The following is a 16,749-nucleotide window of genomic DNA, read 5'->3' on the forward strand; positions in this document are numbered from 1 at the left end:
AACATTAAATTAAGTATTCTTATTATTAGTGGTTAAACAATTTTAACAACACAATAATTTAATGCCAAATTACAAAAGTTTATTGATTTTTTTTTATTTAATTATAGTATTAATAGATTTAATATGCTTATAAATCTCTCTTTTGTAGTAATCTGTAAGATAGGTAAACAAATATAAATGACCAGAAGCAAACAATTAGAATAGAAGAAAAATGTACATCGTAACTTTTTGTAAAGTTTTCACCTATTTGGCTAGCAACAGATTTTACAGCACCTAATCTAGAAAAAGGTTCTTTTATTAAGTTTGATATAGCTTCTAGAGGTAAAAATTGCATAATGGAATCTACAGATTCAGTTGTTTTGTCTGCGTCTCTAAAAGTCCAAAATAAATACCCTTTAAACATACTTTCTACAATAAGCCAAACTACCATTGCTCCAACAGCAAAAGCAGAACGTTTTACTAAAATTCCAAAAAATAAACCCATAGAAAAGAAACCAACTAGCTTTATAAAAAAAGCTAATAAGTAAACTAAATCTGTTGTAATTATTGAAAGTTCATTGTAATCTGAATACACTAAGCCCAAAATTAAAGAAACTACAAATACAAAAATGGTTGAAATTAAAGCAAATACAACTACTGTATAAAATTTTGAGAGTATAAATTCTTTTTTACTTAAACCATCAATTAAATTTTGCTTTAACGTTTTATAGCTATATTCATTTGCCATCATAGAAACAATAACCAAGAGCAAGAAAAACTTTAAAATTGAAGCCATGTAAGTATTAAAATGCCAGATGTAAGGAAAATTAAAAATGCCCATATCTGCTAAATGGAATTTTATAGGGCCAATATCAAATTTTATGGCAGCAATTAATGCAATAGAAGTAAGTAACCCAAAGTAAATAAGTGATAATACTTTACTGGCGCTGTTGTGTTTTAATTTATGAAATTCTATAGTAAGTAGTCTTAACATGACTTTGTAGTTTAAAAGATGATTAATTATTATTGGTTAGATCTAAGAATTGTTGCTCTAAACTAGGTTTGCGTTTTACCAAGTGAGATAGAATAATTCCATTTTTAAATAGAAATTCATTTATTTCTGTTGATGAAATTTCGCTGTTTAAAGTAGCAATTATGGTTTCGTGATCTTTACTAATTTTACCAATTGCAGGATGTTCTTCTAAAATAGTCATTAATTTATCTTCGTTCGTTTCTACTTTTAATTCGAATAAACCATTAGAAGCTGTCATTTCATCTACACGACCTGCATATAATTTTACACCTTTTCTTATAACCACTACGTGAGAACATACTTTTTCTACTTCGTCTAATAGGTGAGAAGCTAATAAAATAGTCGTTCCGTTTGCTGCAATATTTTGTATAATCTGACGAATTTCGTGAATTCCTTGCGGATCTAAACCGTTAGTGGGTTCGTCTAAAATTAAAATTTCAGGATCATTTAATAGGGCAGAAGCAATAGCTAAACGCTGCTTCATACCTAAAGAAAACGTACTAAACTTACTGTCCTTTCTGTCAAAAAGATTTACAGTTGCAAGTTTCTCGTTTATTTTTTCTGTTGATATTTCTTTTATCTTACAAATTAGAGCTAAGTTCTGAGTAGCTGTCATGTAAGGGTAAAAGTTAGGGCGCTCAATAATTGCACCTACTTTTTTTAAGGCTTGATGTGTAGTTAGTTTTCCGTTAAACCAAGAAAACTCTCCAGAAGTCCTGTTTACAACGTTTAAAATAATACCTAAAGTGGTAGATTTTCCACTTCCGTTTGGTCCTAAAATTCCGTAAACATTCCCTCTTTCTATATCAAAAGAAAGATTGTTTACTGCGTGAACTTTTCCGTATTTTTTATCGAGATTTTTGAGTGATAAGATAGTTTCCAAAGAAATTGATTTAGTCGATTATGTTTGTAAGACGACTAATTTACAATTTTGTTACGGGAAATTTAGGTAAATGTTAAACTGTGCAAAGTTGTAATTGTTAAAATTAGAGGCTTAATAATTATTGTAAGTGTAATTTTAAACACAGTTACACTAATAAACGCTAAAACAATTACACGAATTTCCTAATATTCAGTAAAGTCGTAATCATCATCAAAATGACCAAACTCATCATCGATGTCTTCTTCATCACCAAAACCATCGTCTAATTTTTCTGCAATAAATTCTTTTTCTGGTGCTTCACTAGGTATTTCTCCTACAGTTAAAATAATTTGTGGTAAATCACCTTTTTTATCAGCCGAAACCTCAATAACTTCAACGTAGAAAGTCCACATTTTTAAGAAATCGTAAACATAAATTAGTTTATCACCTTCCTGGGGTAACGTCTCATTTAAAATACAAGTTTGCATGGAAAGCCCTTCGCCAATCTCTTCCATATTAAACAACGGAATTTCTTCACCTTGGTTCCATTCATCATCAGTTTTATAAAAAGAAGCCATTTCTTGACCTCCAAAACCAAAAGATTTTGCAATGGTTGCATGTAAAACTTCTAAGTTTAAGCTGTCATCAACTAAAATAGTTCTGATTACATCTTCTTTTGTGTCTAAAATTATGCGTATTTTGTACATGAAATGGTTTCGTTTTTCTGCTGCAAAAATACAAAATTTTATATGTACTTTTACCATATAAAACGAATGATATGGATACAGTTGCTATTTTAAAAGCATTTAACGAGAGTTCTAAAAACACATTAATGGAAACTCTTGATATTGAATATGTTGCTCTTGGTGACGATTTTTTAACTGCAAAAATGCCTGTAAAATCTAAGGTTCATCAACCTTACGGACAATTACATGGAGGCGCAACGGCGGCTTTGGCGGAAAGTGTAGGGAGTGCTGCATCTAATTTTTTTATAGATAGTAAAACGCAGTTTGTAAACGGAATTCAGTTGTCTATAAATCATATAAAAAGCAAAAGAGAAGGTATGGTTTTTGCTACTGCAAAGAATATTCATAAAGGTAAAACAACGCATTTATGGGAAGTTAGAATTGTTGATGAAAATGACGATTTAATTTCCGTAGCAAAAATGACAAATATTGTTTTAACAAAGAGATCATAAATACAATACTTTGAATATTATTTTTAATAAAATTGAAGAAAATTACAAAAGAAACATCCCTTTTGTAGTTTATAGAAAACCGAATACAGAATCCGTTAATGGGTTTTTTATGAAGGATGATGCATTGAATTTTACAACACAATTTAAAGAAACCGGATTTGTTTTTGCGCCTTTTAATTCCGATGAAAAAGCTGTTTTATTTCCTTTAGAAAAATCAGAATTTATTCATGAAAATATTTTAATTGAAGAAAATTTATCTCTTAATGATACTATATCAAGTGAGGTGAATTCTGATAAAGAAAAACATCTTCATTTGGTAGAAAAAGCGCTAGATGATATAAGTAATAATGAACTTATTAAAGTAGTTGTTTCTAGAAAAGAAGAAATTCAGTTAGATGAATTTGATGTACTTCTTACTTTTAAAAAATTACTAAATACCTATGCAAATGCATTTGTATATGTTTGGTTTCATCCAAAAGTAGGTTTGTGGTTTGGTGCCACTCCCGAAACCCTTTTAAATATTAAAGGAACCCGTTTTAAAACGATGTCTTTAGCAGGTACACAGGTTTATGTAAATTCTGAAGATGTTGTTTGGAAAAACAAAGAATTAGAAGAGCAACAATTGGTTACCGATTTTATTGAAAGTCAATTAAAACCAGTTTCTACCAATCTTAAAATTGACAAGATAGAAACGGTAAGAGCTGGGAGTTTGTTGCATTTAAGAAGTAGTGTAGAAGGTGAGTTGAGGTTTACGTCCAATTTAAAAACATTAATTAGAAGTTTGCATCCTACACCTGCTGTTTGTGGTCTTCCAAGAGAAAAAGCTGAAGAGTTTATCTCTAAATATGAAAACTATAAAAGGAAATTTTACAGCGGTTTTTTAGGAGAACTAAATATTGAAAATAATAGTTCTTCTCTTTTTGTAAACTTAAGATGCATGAGTGTAGCAGATAAAATAGCTTCTATATATGTTGGTGGCGGAATTACAAAAGATAGTTCAGCAAAAAAAGAGTGGGAGGAAACCATTGCTAAAACAAAGACAATAAAGAAAGTGCTTTAACTTATAAAAATAAAAATCAAAAAACCGCAAATAGTAAATTTGCGGTTTTTCTTTTTGTGTAAAACTTGAAATAAAATATTTTTAACGTATTTATTTGTTCCTACTTTGATATTCTCAATTAAGCAAATACAAAAATAGTCTAGGACTGTTATATATCGTCAAAAGAAACATTTGTAAAACTCTCTGTAGATTTTATTTCTTCAGTTGTTTCAGTTCCTTCTTCCTTTTTAAAATCTTTTTGGTGGCGCTCACTAATTACTTCGCTCCCTTTTTCATTTAAAATATAGTCGGTTGCTTTACCTAGCATTTCTTGAAAATCTGTAAAATCTTCTTTATATAAGTAAATTTTGTGTTTTTGGTAATGGAAAGACCCATCATCATGTGTAAATTTTTTGCTCTCCGTAACAGTTAAGTAGTAATCATCTGCTTTTGTTGCTCTTACATCAAAAAAGTAAGTTCTTCTTCCTGCTCTTAATACTTGTGAAAAAATTTCTTCCTGTTCAACTCTCTCTGCTCTCTCTGCCATAATTATTGTAAAATAGTAATTATAATATTTTTTTTATACTTAACAAATCTAACAAAATATTTTATGTAGCAAGGTTAAAGATTAAATTTCTTTTTCTAAAAGTTGTTGGTCATACAAATCTTTATAGTAACCGTCTATGGTTATTAGTTGATTATGAGTTCCTTGTTGTATGATTTCTCCTTGGTCTAAAACAATAATTTTATCGGCATTTTTGGCCGAAGAGATTCTGTGACTAATTATAAAAGTGGTAATATTTTTTGATATTCTCTCTAAATTCGAAAGGATTTTTTCTTCAGTTTCTGTGTCTACAGCAGACAAGCAATCATCAAAAATTAAAATTTTAGGTTTCTTTATTATTGCTCTTGCAATAGAAACACGCTGCTTCTGTCCGCCAGAAAGGGTTACACCACGTTCTCCTAATACGGTTTTGTATCCGTTAGGGAAATCGATAATATTTTTATGTACATCCGCATTTTTGGCTGCAGCAATAATCTCTTCTTGTGTAGCGTCTTCTTTACCAAATTTAATATTGTCTTCTATACTTTCAGAGAATAAAAATGGATCTTGTGGTACAAAACCAATCTGACTTCTAACTGCGTCTAAATTGGCTTCTTTAATAGGTATGTCGTCTAGTAAGATTGTTCCTATTTTGGTATCATACAACCTAGAAATTAATTCTATAATAGTAGATTTTCCCGAGCCTGTTTTACCTAAAATAGCAATGGTTTCTCCAGATTTAACAGAAATGTTGATGTTTTTTAGAGCAGTTATATTAGTATCATCATACGTAAAAGTAACATCTTTAAAAGTAACATTTCCTTTTAATTCTATTGGCAAATTGCTGCTATTTTGTATTTCTGGTACATGCTGTAAAAATTCATTAATTCTAGCTTGTGAAGCTTCTGCTTGCTGCACCATAGAGGTAACCCAACCTACAACAGCTACGGGCCAAGTTAAGATATTTACATAAAGCATAAACTCTATAATGGTACCTATTTGTATTTCATTTTCTATATATAATTGACCTCCAACATATAAAACTAATAAGTTACTAATACCAATTAAAAAGACCATCAACGGAAAAAATAACGCATTTGCTTTTTGAAGATGGATGTTTTTTTCCTTGCTTTTATCTGCAATTTTATCGAAGTCTTTTATAATTGAAGCTTCAATTCCGTAAGATTTAACCACATTAATTCCTGAGAAAAACTCTTGATTAAAAGTGGTTAATTTTGATAAATATTGCTGAACAATAGTACTTCTTTTATGTATTACTTTACTTAAAACGAATATTGAAATCGATAATAAAGGAAAAGGAATTAAAGTGTACATGGTTAGTTTCACATCAATACTCATCATTTGAGTAAAACCAACAACTAACAAAACAATCATGTTAATGGTATACATCACTGCAGGTCCTACATACATTCTTACTTTAGAAACATCTTCAGAAATACGATTCATTAAATCTCCTGTTCTGTTTTTTTTGTAGAAATTGAGTGATAACCTCTGGTATTGTTGATAAATTTCGTTTTTTAAATCAAATTCTATCAACCTAGAAGTAACAATAATAGTTTGCCTCATTAAAAAAGTGAAAAAACCAGATAATATGGCAACTCCTATAATAAGAAGTACATTTATTAATAATTGGTGCTGTACTTCTTCTAGATTAGTAACAGTACCGTCTAGGTAATCTTCTACAATGTTTAAAGAATCTCCTACTATTTGAGGGATTTTTAAAGCTAAAAATTTGGCTAAAATGGTTATTGATAACCCTATTAATAATCGCCATTTATATTTAGAAAAGTATTTGTTTACGTGTCTTAGTTCCTTCAATGAATATTGAATTTTTAAAAAATAAAATTACAATAATTATAATATCTATAAATTATTTTTTTGTTAAATAAGTAAAAATGCAAAGATACAAGATTCAGGATAGAATTAATTCTTAAAAAAGAATAAAAAGGTAGTCGAATAAAAGTAAAATAACACTATTTTTGCACCCAAATTTATATATAAGTTCTTTAGAAAATGATTAACAGGAGACATATTCGAGTTAAAGTAATGCAATCTGTGTACGCTATGTTACATTCTTATAATGATGATATCATTAAAGAGGAAAAATTTTTAAAACATAGTATATTAAAAATGTACGATTTGTACGTTTTAAACCTACAGTTATTGGTAGAAGTACAAAAATTAGCAGCTAAAAAAATAGCACTTTCTAAAAAGAAAATTCTTGCTACCAAAGAAGATTTAAACCCAAACAACAAGTTTTTAAACAATAGACTTATAAATACCATCGCAGAAAGCGTAAGTATAGAAGGTTATGTTGAGTTAAATGATGTAAACAACTGGGAAGAAAATGATGAGTATGTAAAAATTATTTTTGACAAATTGCAAAATAGCGATTTGTATAAAAAATATTTAGCTACTGAAGAAGATTCTTATAAAGTAGACAAAGCTTTTGTAATTGATTTCTTTAAAGAAATTATTGCACCAAATGAAAAATTAGGCGAATATTTTGAAGACACTATGATTTCTTGGTCAGATGATATTCCTTTTGTAAATACTTGGGTTGTAAAAACGTTAAGTAAGCAAAAAGATAATACTATTTTTGTTTTAGGTAAATTATATAAAGATAAGGATGATGAAGATTTTGTATCTAAAATGTTTAAGAAAACAGTTTTAAATAATACAGAGTACGAGTCTATTATTGAAGAAAAAACACCAAACTGGGAAACAGATAGAATTGCCGATATAGATATGATTCTAATAAAAATGGCAATTGCAGAGTTTTTTAATTTCCATTCTATACCAACCAGAGTTACTATTAATGAATATATAGAAATATCTAAAGATTATTCTACAGAAAAGAGTAGCTACTTTATCAATGGAGTTTTAGATAAAATTTCTAAAGAATTTATAGAAAGTAAAAGAATTGTTAAAATAGGTAGAGGATTGCTTTAAACTATTGTTTTAGGTAATTAATTTATTATTTTTACGCAAAATTAAATCATAATGAAGAAAATAACAATCTTATTAGCATTTGTAATTACAGCATCTTTCTTTACAGCTTGTAAAGACGGAGGAAGTGCCGTTAAAAAAGTAAATCAAGAAAATTTAGATAACGCTGCATCTAGAGATAATGAAATTAAAAAAGGAACAGCTTTAATTTCATTAGATAAAACAATCTATGATTTTGGTACTGTAAATGAAGGAGATTTGGTAGAAACTAGTTTTGTGGTTACCAATTCTGGAAAAACAGACTTAGTAATAACAAACGCACAAGGATCTTGTGGTTGTACAGTTCCTACTTGGCCAAAAGCACCAATTAAACCAGGTGAAACAGGTATTGTTGATGTGAAGTTTAATACAAACGGTAGACCAAATAGACAACAGAAAACAGTAACCTTAACAACAAACACAGAAGCTGGTAGACAGGTTTTAACAATTAAAGGTTCTGTAACACCAAAAGCAAAATAAAAAATATGTATACTGTAATATTTTTACAAGAAGGAATGAGTGGTAGTTTAATGAGCATGTTGCCTTTTTTAGCAATTATTGTTGTGTTTTATTTTTTTATGATAAGACCACAAATGAATCGTCAGAAAAAAGAAAAAGCTTTTCAATCTGAAATTAAAAAAGGAGCAAAAGTGGTTACTTCTAGTGGTATTCATGGTAAAATAGCTGAAATTAATGAAGCGGAAGGTACCGTAACTATAGAAACTGGAGCAGGGAAAATTAAGTTTGAACGTTCTGCTGTTTCTATGGAATTAACAAACAAAAAATTAGCACCAGCTAAAAAATAAATAGTTAGTTAATTAAAATATTAAGTGAGCTATGTCTTTTTAGATACAGCTCACTTTTTTGTTAACAAGCTTTTGTGTAGATTGCATTAAAATTGATTTATTACCTTGATAAAGAATAGAAAAATAACGAAAAGTTTTATTAGTTTTTTAATAGCCTCTATTTTAATGTGGTTTTTAATTACGCTTTCTAAAGAATATACCACTAGTCTCACTTTTTCTGTAAACTATAAAAATATTCCTCAAGATAAATTATTACAGAATAATCCTACAAAAGAAATAGATATTATTGTAAAATCTACTGGGTTTAATATTATAAGATCTGGTTTTGGTGATAAAACAATTACCCTAAACGCTAATAGTTTACGTAAAAAATCTTCTGGGAGCTATTATTTTTTAACAAGAAACCAAGTTAGCACAATTCAAAAACAATTGCATTCTGGCATTGAATTACAACAAATTGTGTTGGATACTATTTATTTAGATATTGGTACTTTAACTTCTAAAAAAGTCGCCTTAAAACCAAATTTAGATATTAAATATCAAATTGGTTATGATATTTTAGAGCCAGTAAGTGTGGAACCAGATAGTATCTTTATTTCTGGTCCAGAAGCACAAGTAAAGAACATAACTTCCATCGATTTAAAAGTAATAAAACTAGAGAATGTTAGAGAAGATTTTTCTAAAGATGTTGAAATTGTATTGCCTAAAAACTCCGGTAACATTAAGTTTAATTCTAAATTTACAACTATTAGTGGTAAAGTAGAGAAGTTTACAGAGGGTACTTTAGAGGTTCCGTTTACAATTAAAAATCTTCCAAGAGGAGTCGATTTAACGATACTTAATAAAACTGTAGAAATAGTTTATGTAGTAGGTCTTTCTAACTTTAATAAAATTGATAAAAACTTTTTTGAGGTAGTTTGTGATTATAATCTTTCTAAAGATAATAAGCTTGGGTATTTGTTACCTAAAGTTATAGGAAAACCAGATTATGTTAAAAGTTTTAAAGTGATACCTAATAAAATAGATTTTTTAATTCAGAAATAAAATGGTTGTAGGTTTAACAGGTGGTATAGGAAGCGGAAAAACTACAGTAGCTAATATTTTTGCCAATTTTAATACGATTGCTATTTACAATGCAGATTTAGAAGCTAAAAAGTTAATGAATACCTCTCCTGTAATAAAGTCTAAAATTATTGAAGAGTTTGGAGATGAATCTTACCTAGATAATCAATTAAATCGACCTTTTATAGCGAACCTTGTTTTTAAGGATAAAAACAAATTAGCAGCCTTAAATGCAATTGTGCATCCTGAAGTAAAAAATCACTTTAATGAATTTGTAAAACTACATACAGATAAAGAGTATATTTTATATGAAAATGCGATTCTTTTTGAAAGTAAGAGTAATCTTAAATGCGATATTATAATATCTGTTTATGCACCTCTTAACGTTAGAATAGAAAGGACAATGCTAAGAGATAACAGTTCTAAAATAGCGGTAGAAAACAGAATAAAAAACCAATGGTTAGAAGATAAAAAGTTACTACAATCTAATTATGTTATTACCAATTTAAGCAAAGAAAATACTCATTTTCAGGTCCTTAAAATCCATAATATTTTAACAAAAAAAGAGGTTTCAATTTAATTTTATTCAATAGGATTGTTAAAATAGTCTTAAATTTAAAGTAAAGTTGTTAATTTAGGTTAAAAACAATAAAATCAACTTTTGAAAGCCGTAACTTTGATGTATGGGTAAGAAAATGTTTGTTCTTATTGTGGTTTTAATGAGCATTTCCTTGATAGGAATTATTGCTGTACAATTGTTTTGGATAAACAATGCGGTTGAAAGCAGAAATGAGCAATTTAAGAATGATATTCAAAAATCTTTGGGGAATGTAACCCAGAGAATAAATGATAAAGAGGAAGCTTTTTTTGATAAAAAAATGGAAGATTTCTTTGATAACGTTGGTTTGGCTAACGATGCTCAAATAAGAAATTATTTATTTCAAGAAATAGATACTATTACGAAAGAGCGTTTTTCTATAGGAACTACTTATTTAGAAGAAAATTTTAAATTACCAACAGAGTTTTTAGACAATGATTCTATCATAGTAAAAAGAGTTACTGGCAAACAAGATTTTTTTCATTCAAGATTAATTAAAGGAGTAGACAATGCTTTTTCTTCAACAGATGAAAATAGATACTCTTTTACTAAAAGATTTAAGAAAATTGAAAACGCTTATAATTCTGCATATTTTGAAGACTATAAGAAAATTACTCCTCTTCATCAAAGAATAAGTAATAACGATTTAAATAATACGATTAAGGAAGAGTTAGAAAAACGAAATGTATATTTAGATTTTAAATATGGTGTTTATAGTAAAGATGGTTTAGCTACAAAACTAAAATCTGGATATTATACTATAAACAAAAAAGAAAGCTATCCGTATCCTCTTTTTTTTAATGAAAATGGAGATGTTGAATATGAGTTATATGTAACTTTTCCGTCTAAAGATAAACACATACTTTCTGGTCTTTCTGGAATTTTAATACTTTCATTGTCATTTATATTTATCATTATTATCGCTTTTTCTAGTTCTTTGTATCAATTAATTAGACAGAAAAAAATATCAGAAATAAAAACTGATTTTATAAATAATATGACGCATGAGTTTAAGACACCAATTGCTACCATTAACCTTGCTTTAGACTCTATCAAGAATCCAAAGATTATTAATGATAACGAAAAAGTGTTGCGTTATGTAAAAATGATTAGAGACGAAAATAAAAGAATGCATTCTCAAGTAGAAAATGTCTTAAGAATATCTAGGTTAGAAAAAAATCAGTTAGATATTAGTAAGGAAACTATTGATATGCACGACACAATAGAAGATGCAATAACACATGTAAGTTTATTAATTGCAGATAGAAAAGGGACGATAAATACACATTTTGAGGCAATTATAACAGAAATTCCTGGTAACGAATTTCATTTAACAAATATAATTGTTAATATATTAGAAAATGGTTTAAAATATTCTGAAGGTGCACCAAAAATTAATGTGTACACAGAAAGTACTAATAAATTCTTTATCTTTAAAATAAAAGATGAAGGAATAGGAATGAGTAAAGCGGTTCAAAAACAAGTTTTTGATAAGTTTTATAGAGAACAAAAAGGAAACATACATGATGTAAAAGGCCATGGACTTGGTTTAGCATATGTAAAAGAGATTGTAGAAAAACATCATGGTACTGTTTTTGTAGAAAGTGAAAAAGGAAAAGGAAGTACGTTTACAGTAAAATTACCTTTAATTTAAAAACATAACAATGGGAAGTAAAAAAATTTTATTAGTTGAAGATGATCCAAATTTTGGAACAGTCTTAAAAGATTATTTAGCATTAAATGATTATAATGTAACACACGCTAAAGATGGTATAGAAGGTTTAATCATGTTTAAAAACAGCGATTATGACTTATGTATATTAGATGTTATGATGCCGCGTAAAGATGGTTTTTCTTTAGCACAAGATATTAGAACGACTAATAAAGAAGTGCCAATTATTTTCTTAACGGCAAAAACCTTAAAAGAAGATGTATTAAAAGGGTATGCAGTTGGTGCAGATGATTATTTAAATAAACCATTTGATTCTGAAGTCTTATTACATAAAATTAAGGCAATTTTACAACGTAAAGACACAGATAAAACAGCCGAATCAGAACAATTCGAATTTGTTATTGGAGGCTTTTTCTTCAATTCTAAATTAAGACATTTATCTATTGGTGAAAATGGAGAACCTATAAAATTATCTCCAAAAGAAAGTAAATTGTTACGTATGTTGGCAATTCATAAAAATGATTTAATGCCAAGAGAATTAGCATTGACAAAAATATGGAGAGATGACAATTATTTTACATCTAGAAGTATGGATGTTTATATTGCAAAACTTCGTAAATACCTAAAACCAGATGAACATGTAGAGATTTTAAATATACATGGTGAAGGATTTAGAATGGTAGATAAGTCTTAAATAAAAATAAGTTTCCCAGAAATAAAAAACTCAACATGATTGGTTATCAGGTTGAGTTTTTGTATATTTAATATATGGCAGAATTTATCAAAATATATAATGAGAATCCAAACCAAAAAGAAATAGACAAAGTTGTTGCTGTTTTAAAACGTGGCGGTTTGGTTATTTATCCAACCGATACTGTCTATGGTTTAGGTTGTGATATTACTAATAATAAAGCTTTAGAAAAGGTAGCTAAGATAAAAGGTGTAAAATTAGAAAAAGCAAATTTTTCTTTTATTTGCAACAATTTAAGTCATTTATCAGATTATGTAAAGCAAATAGATAGTGCTACCTTTAAAGTTCTTAAGAGAGCATTGCCAGGTCCTTATACATTTATTTTACCAGGAAGTAACAACTTACCAAAAGTCTTTAAAAAGAAAAAAACAGTAGGTATTCGTATTCCAGATAATAATATTATTAGAACTTTAGTAGAAACGTTGGGTAACCCAATAGTATCTACTTCTATTAGAGATGAAGATGAAATCTTAGAATATACTACAGATCCAGAATTAATCTTTGAAAAATGGTCTAAACGTGTCGATATTGTGATTGATGGTGGCTACGGAGACAATCAAGGATCTACAATTATAGATTTTACAGATGGATATCCAGAAGTAATAAGAGAAGGCAAAGGAAGTTTAGATATTTTGTAATGCCAAAAATTCACTTAGAAACCATTATTAATATAACTGATATTGATATTGTTTTCAATTTAATTAGAAGTATAGATTTACACAAAATTTCTACAAAAAACTCTAAAGAAGAAGCAATTGCTGGTAAAAATTCTGGATTAATATCACTTAATGAAACAGTAACTTGGAGAGCAAAGCATTTAGGTGTTACCCAAGAATTAACTTCTATTATAACAGATTTTGAAGCATCAACTTTTTTTGCTGATGAAATGGTTCATGGTGCTTTTAAAAGTTTTAGACATGAACATTTTCTTGAGCAGAAAGGTGATAAAGTGATTGTGAAAGATATTTTTAACTATGTTTCTCCTTTTGGTATTCTTGGAAAAATTGCTGATTTTATTTTTCTAAAAAAATATATGCAGTGTTTTTTAATTGAAAGGAATAAGGTGATAAAAGACTATGCAGAGTCTGGGAAATGGAGAGATGTTTTAGAAAAAGAATTACTTTAGTTCGTCAAACTTTTTTCTACCCAATGCAAAATATTGCCAAACAATACTTGTATGTAAATTGTAGTCTTGTTTTTTTTGTAAAACTCTACGTTTTTTCAAAAATTTAAAGAAGTTTTTATAAAGGCTCAAATGAGCTTTTACAATTGCTAAGGTATGAACTGGTTTTAATTCTAATAAAAATTTTAACCCCGCGACTCCGTCTAAAATTAAACGAGAAAAAAGAACGAATAGAAACCATTTTTTTGGAACGTTTTTTATAATATTTAATAAGCTATTTCTAAAGTTTAAATATGTTTTCTGAGGATTTGTTTCCTGTAAAGTAGCGCCACCAACATGGTATACTGTAGAAGTGCCAACATATTTTATTTTGAAACCTCTATTTTGTGCTCGCCAGCATAAATCTATTTCTTCTTGATGTGCAAAATAATCTTCATCTAAACCACCTAGTTGATGAAATACTTTAGAACGAATAAATAAACATGCTCCTGAAGCCCAAAAAATAGTAGCCTCATCATTAAATTGCCCGTTGTCTTTTTCTAATTGATCAAATACACGTCCTCTACAATATGGATACCCGTATAAATCTACAAAACCTCCTGCAGCGCCAGCATATTCAAATTTTGTTTTGTCTTTAAAAGACAATAATTTAGGTTGAATAATAGCGGTGTTTTCTTCATTTTTAAAGACAGTTTTAATTGGTTCTAACCAATTTTCTGTAACTTCAACATCAGAATTTAATAGACAGTAAATATCTGCATCTATAGATTGCAAAGCATCATTATATCCTCTTGCATATCCACCATTTATAGTATTTTCTATTACTTTAACGGTTGAGAATTTTTCTTTTACATAGGTAACAGAAGAATCTGTAGAGGCATTGTCTGCTATATAAATATTAGCTTCTTTAGAACTAAAATCTATAACCGATGGTAAGAACTGTTCTAACAGTTTTTGACCATTCCAATTTAATATGACGATTGCTATTTTCAAGAATGCGAATTTACTATTTATAAGTTATTTTTTTTATATAATTTGTCTTAATAAAAGTATAAATAAATTGAACTTACACATGAATTTAAGCAAAAGAGAAGTATACGTTTTCTATTCTTTATTCTGTTTTACTTTTAGAATAATGACAATTGTTATTTATAATCAGGAATATTCTTTAAAAAAATATAAGTTTCCTTTTCAAAATCCATTTTACAATAAAAATGCTCTAAACCGTTGGTAACGATTAAGTAATTGGCTTTTAACTTTAAATTATATCGTGCAATTTGATCGAAAGTATCTTGTGTGATTTTAATAGAAGGTGCTTTGCATTCAACAATAATTTCATGATTTCCTTCTTTATTAAAAACTAAAATATCTGTTCTTTTTTTGCGATTATTAATGGTTAACTGTTTTTCTAAGGCAATTAAAGTAGTAGGATATTTTTTTTCTTCAATTAAAAAAGAAACATAATGTTGACGTACCCATTCCTCTGGAGTTAAAACCATATATTTTTTTCTCAATTTATCAAAAATAAGCGTCTTATTTTCGCTACTTTTGAGTTTGAAATTATAAGAAGGTAGGTTAAGTTTTTGCATCAGTCAAAAGTAAGTAAATGAACGAAATAAAAGACATTGTTTCAGATATAAAGAAAGGAATTATAAAGCCAATTTATTTTTTAATGGGTGATGAGCCTTATTATATTGATAAAATTTCTGACTATATAGAAGAACATATTTTAGAGGAAGCCGAAAAAGGGTTTAATCAGCAAGTAATGTATGGTAGAGATGCAAGCATAGAAGATATTGTTTCTGCTGCAAAACGTTACCCAATGATGGCGGAAAGGCAGGTTATAATTGTTAAAGAAGCACAAGATTTAAGTAGAAATATAGAAAAGTTAGTTGCTTATGCAGAGACGCCACAACCAACCACTGTTTTAGTTTTTAACTATAAATATAAAAAACTTGATAAACGTAAAAAGCTACACAAAGTAATTGCAAAAACAGGTTTAATTTATGAAAGTAAAAAACTGTATGAGAATCAGGTTTCAGATTGGATTCGTAGAGTTTTAAGTGGTAAGAAATATAAAATAGAACCCAAAGCATCTCAGATGTTAGTAGAGTTTTTAGGTACAGATTTAAGTAAAATTTCTAACGAGTTAGATAAATTAATGCTAATTCTACCTAAAGAATCTATTATTAGTGATAAGCATATAGAAGACAATATTGGTATTTCTAAAGATTTTAATAATTTTGAATTGCGAAAAGCAGTAGGAGAGAAGGATATTGTAAAAGCGAATAGAATTATAAATTACTTTGCAGAAAACCCAAAGAATAATCCTTTGGTGATGACTATTTCTTTATTGAATGGATATTTTACACAACTCCTTTCTTTTCATGGTTTAAAAGACAAGTCTAAAAGTTCTGTAGCAAAAACATTAGGTGTTAATCCTTATTTTGTTGATGAATATTTTTTAGCCGCTAGAAATTACCCAATGCGTAAAGTGGCACAAATAATTGCTTTTTTAAGAGATGCAGATGTAAAAAGTAAAGGTGTGGGAGCAAGCCAATCTCAAAAAGATATATTAAAAGAATTATTGTTTAAAATATTACATTAAAATGAAAAATATTTTCGAAAAAGAAATTACAAACGATGTAATTAAAAGAATCAATAATTTATCTGCTACATCAAAACCAACTTGGGGGAAAATGTCTGTATCTCAAATGTTAGCGCACTGTGCTGTAACTTATGAGATGGTTTTTACAGAAAAGTATCCAAAACCAAATGCTTTTACCAGATGGATTTTAAAAATGATTGTCAAAAAGATTGTGGTGTCAGAAAAGCCGTATGCTAAAAATGGAAGAACAGCAGCTCAATTCATTATTGCTGATGACAAGGAATTTGAAACTGAAAAGAAAACTTTAGTAGATTATATTATTAAAACCCAAGAATTAGGAGAAACTTATTTTGAGGGTAAAGAATCTAATTCTTTTGGTAAACTAACTGCTGTAGAATGGAATAATTCATTTTACAAGCATTTAGACCACCACTTAACTCAATTTGGAGTTTAGGTTTGCATATT

General features: G+C 28.3%; 20 protein-coding genes. 13 read left to right on the forward strand and 7 right to left on the reverse strand.

Annotated elements, in window-relative coordinates; all coding sequences use genetic code 11:
• Positions 1 to 127 precede the first annotated feature (127 nt).
• The 3 genes from H0I27_RS07750 to H0I27_RS07760 form a co-directional block, all read right to left on the reverse strand.
• Positions 128 to 973, reverse strand: coding sequence for an ABC transporter permease (locus H0I27_RS07750; RefSeq protein WP_218733347.1), 846 nt, complete (start codon positions 971 to 973; stop codon positions 128 to 130).
• Between the two features lie 22 nt (positions 974 to 995).
• Positions 996 to 1,895 (reverse strand): ABC transporter ATP-binding protein, encoded by a 900-nt coding sequence (locus H0I27_RS07755; RefSeq protein WP_218733349.1) that lies wholly within the window; start codon positions 1,893 to 1,895, stop codon positions 996 to 998.
• Positions 1,896 to 2,077: 182 nt separating this feature from the next.
• Positions 2,078 to 2,581, reverse strand: coding sequence for a plasmid pRiA4b ORF-3 family protein (locus H0I27_RS07760; protein WP_218733351.1), 504 nt, complete (start codon positions 2,579 to 2,581; stop codon positions 2,078 to 2,080).
• Between the two features lie 71 nt (positions 2,582 to 2,652).
• Between H0I27_RS07760 and H0I27_RS07765 the strand changes: the two genes are divergently transcribed.
• On the forward strand, positions 2,653 to 3,072 hold the full coding sequence (locus H0I27_RS07765) for a PaaI family thioesterase (protein WP_218733353.1): 420 nt from the start codon (positions 2,653 to 2,655) through the stop codon (positions 3,070 to 3,072).
• A gap of 10 nt (positions 3,073 to 3,082) precedes the next feature.
• Complete coding sequence (locus H0I27_RS07770) at positions 3,083 to 4,132, forward strand: chorismate-binding protein (RefSeq protein WP_254713156.1); 1,050 nt, start codon at positions 3,083 to 3,085, stop codon at positions 4,130 to 4,132.
• A 148-nt stretch (positions 4,133 to 4,280) separates the two neighbouring features.
• Here H0I27_RS07770 and H0I27_RS07775 read toward each other — a convergent pair whose 3' ends face one another.
• Both H0I27_RS07775 and H0I27_RS07780 read right to left on the reverse strand, forming a co-directional pair.
• Positions 4,281 to 4,658: a PUR family DNA/RNA-binding protein gene (locus H0I27_RS07775; protein ID WP_218733355.1), complete on the reverse strand. Its 378-nt coding sequence runs from the start codon at positions 4,656 to 4,658 to the stop codon at positions 4,281 to 4,283.
• A gap of 81 nt (positions 4,659 to 4,739) precedes the next feature.
• Complete coding sequence (locus H0I27_RS07780) at positions 4,740 to 6,494, reverse strand: ABC transporter ATP-binding protein (protein ID WP_218733357.1); 1,755 nt, start codon at positions 6,492 to 6,494, stop codon at positions 4,740 to 4,742.
• 195 nt (positions 6,495 to 6,689) lie between these two features.
• Between H0I27_RS07780 and nusB the strand changes: the two genes are divergently transcribed.
• From nusB to H0I27_RS07825, 9 genes are all read left to right on the forward strand, one after another.
• Positions 6,690 to 7,628 carry a transcription antitermination factor NusB gene (gene nusB / locus H0I27_RS07785; RefSeq protein WP_218733359.1) on the forward strand — a complete coding sequence of 313 codons (939 nt, stop codon included), beginning with the start codon at positions 6,690 to 6,692 and terminating at the stop codon, positions 7,626 to 7,628.
• 51 nt (positions 7,629 to 7,679) lie between these two features.
• The gene (locus H0I27_RS07790; protein WP_218733361.1) at positions 7,680 to 8,144 is read left to right on the forward strand and encodes a DUF1573 domain-containing protein; all 465 of its coding nucleotides are present in this window, start codon (positions 7,680 to 7,682) and stop codon (positions 8,142 to 8,144) included.
• 5 nt (positions 8,145 to 8,149) lie between these two features.
• Entirely contained in the window at positions 8,150 to 8,470 is a 321-nt protein-coding gene (gene yajC / locus H0I27_RS07795) for a preprotein translocase subunit YajC (RefSeq protein WP_165730628.1), read from the forward strand.
• Positions 8,471 to 8,635: 165 nt separating this feature from the next.
• Positions 8,636 to 9,514, forward strand: coding sequence for a CdaR family protein (locus H0I27_RS07800; RefSeq protein WP_254713157.1), 879 nt, complete (start codon positions 8,636 to 8,638; stop codon positions 9,512 to 9,514).
• A 1-nt stretch (position 9,515) separates the two neighbouring features.
• Positions 9,516 to 10,112 carry a dephospho-CoA kinase gene (coaE, locus tag H0I27_RS07805; protein WP_218733365.1) on the forward strand — a complete coding sequence of 199 codons (597 nt, stop codon included), beginning with the start codon at positions 9,516 to 9,518 and terminating at the stop codon, positions 10,110 to 10,112.
• 103 nt (positions 10,113 to 10,215) lie between these two features.
• Positions 10,216 to 11,784: a sensor histidine kinase KdpD gene (locus H0I27_RS07810; RefSeq protein WP_218733367.1), complete on the forward strand. Its 1,569-nt coding sequence runs from the start codon at positions 10,216 to 10,218 to the stop codon at positions 11,782 to 11,784.
• A 10-nt stretch (positions 11,785 to 11,794) separates the two neighbouring features.
• Entirely contained in the window at positions 11,795 to 12,496 is a 702-nt protein-coding gene (locus tag H0I27_RS07815) for a response regulator transcription factor (protein WP_165730636.1), read from the forward strand.
• A 74-nt stretch (positions 12,497 to 12,570) separates the two neighbouring features.
• Complete coding sequence (locus tag H0I27_RS07820; RefSeq protein WP_218733369.1) at positions 12,571 to 13,191, forward strand: L-threonylcarbamoyladenylate synthase; 621 nt, start codon at positions 12,571 to 12,573, stop codon at positions 13,189 to 13,191.
• A complete protein-coding gene (locus H0I27_RS07825; RefSeq protein ID WP_218733370.1) occupies positions 13,191 to 13,679 on the forward strand; it encodes an SRPBCC family protein in 489 nt (162 codons plus the stop codon). The genes H0I27_RS07820 and H0I27_RS07825 overlap by 1 nt, the downstream gene beginning before the upstream one ends.
• Here the strand turns inward: H0I27_RS07825 and H0I27_RS07830 are convergent.
• Entirely contained in the window at positions 13,671 to 14,669 is a 999-nt protein-coding gene (locus H0I27_RS07830) for a glycosyltransferase family 2 protein (RefSeq protein WP_218733371.1), read from the reverse strand. The two genes, H0I27_RS07825 and H0I27_RS07830, sit on opposite strands and share 9 nt — an antisense overlap.
• Before the next feature lie 152 nt (positions 14,670 to 14,821).
• A complete protein-coding gene (locus H0I27_RS07835) occupies positions 14,822 to 15,265 on the reverse strand; it encodes a type I restriction enzyme HsdR N-terminal domain-containing protein (protein ID WP_218733373.1) in 444 nt (147 codons plus the stop codon).
• Positions 15,266 to 15,282: 17 nt separating this feature from the next.
• Between H0I27_RS07835 and holA the strand changes: the two genes are divergently transcribed.
• Positions 15,283 to 16,284 carry a DNA polymerase III subunit delta gene (gene holA, locus H0I27_RS07840; RefSeq protein ID WP_218733375.1) on the forward strand — a complete coding sequence of 334 codons (1,002 nt, stop codon included), beginning with the start codon at positions 15,283 to 15,285 and terminating at the stop codon, positions 16,282 to 16,284.
• 1 nt (position 16,285) lies between these two features.
• Positions 16,286 to 16,738 carry a DUF1569 domain-containing protein gene (locus tag H0I27_RS07845; protein WP_218733377.1) on the forward strand — a complete coding sequence of 151 codons (453 nt, stop codon included), beginning with the start codon at positions 16,286 to 16,288 and terminating at the stop codon, positions 16,736 to 16,738.
• Positions 16,739 to 16,749 lie beyond the last annotated feature (11 nt).

The organism is Polaribacter sp. HaHaR_3_91, assembly GCF_019278525.1.
In the GTDB taxonomy this organism is placed as follows: Bacteria; Bacteroidota; Bacteroidia; order Flavobacteriales; family Flavobacteriaceae; genus Polaribacter.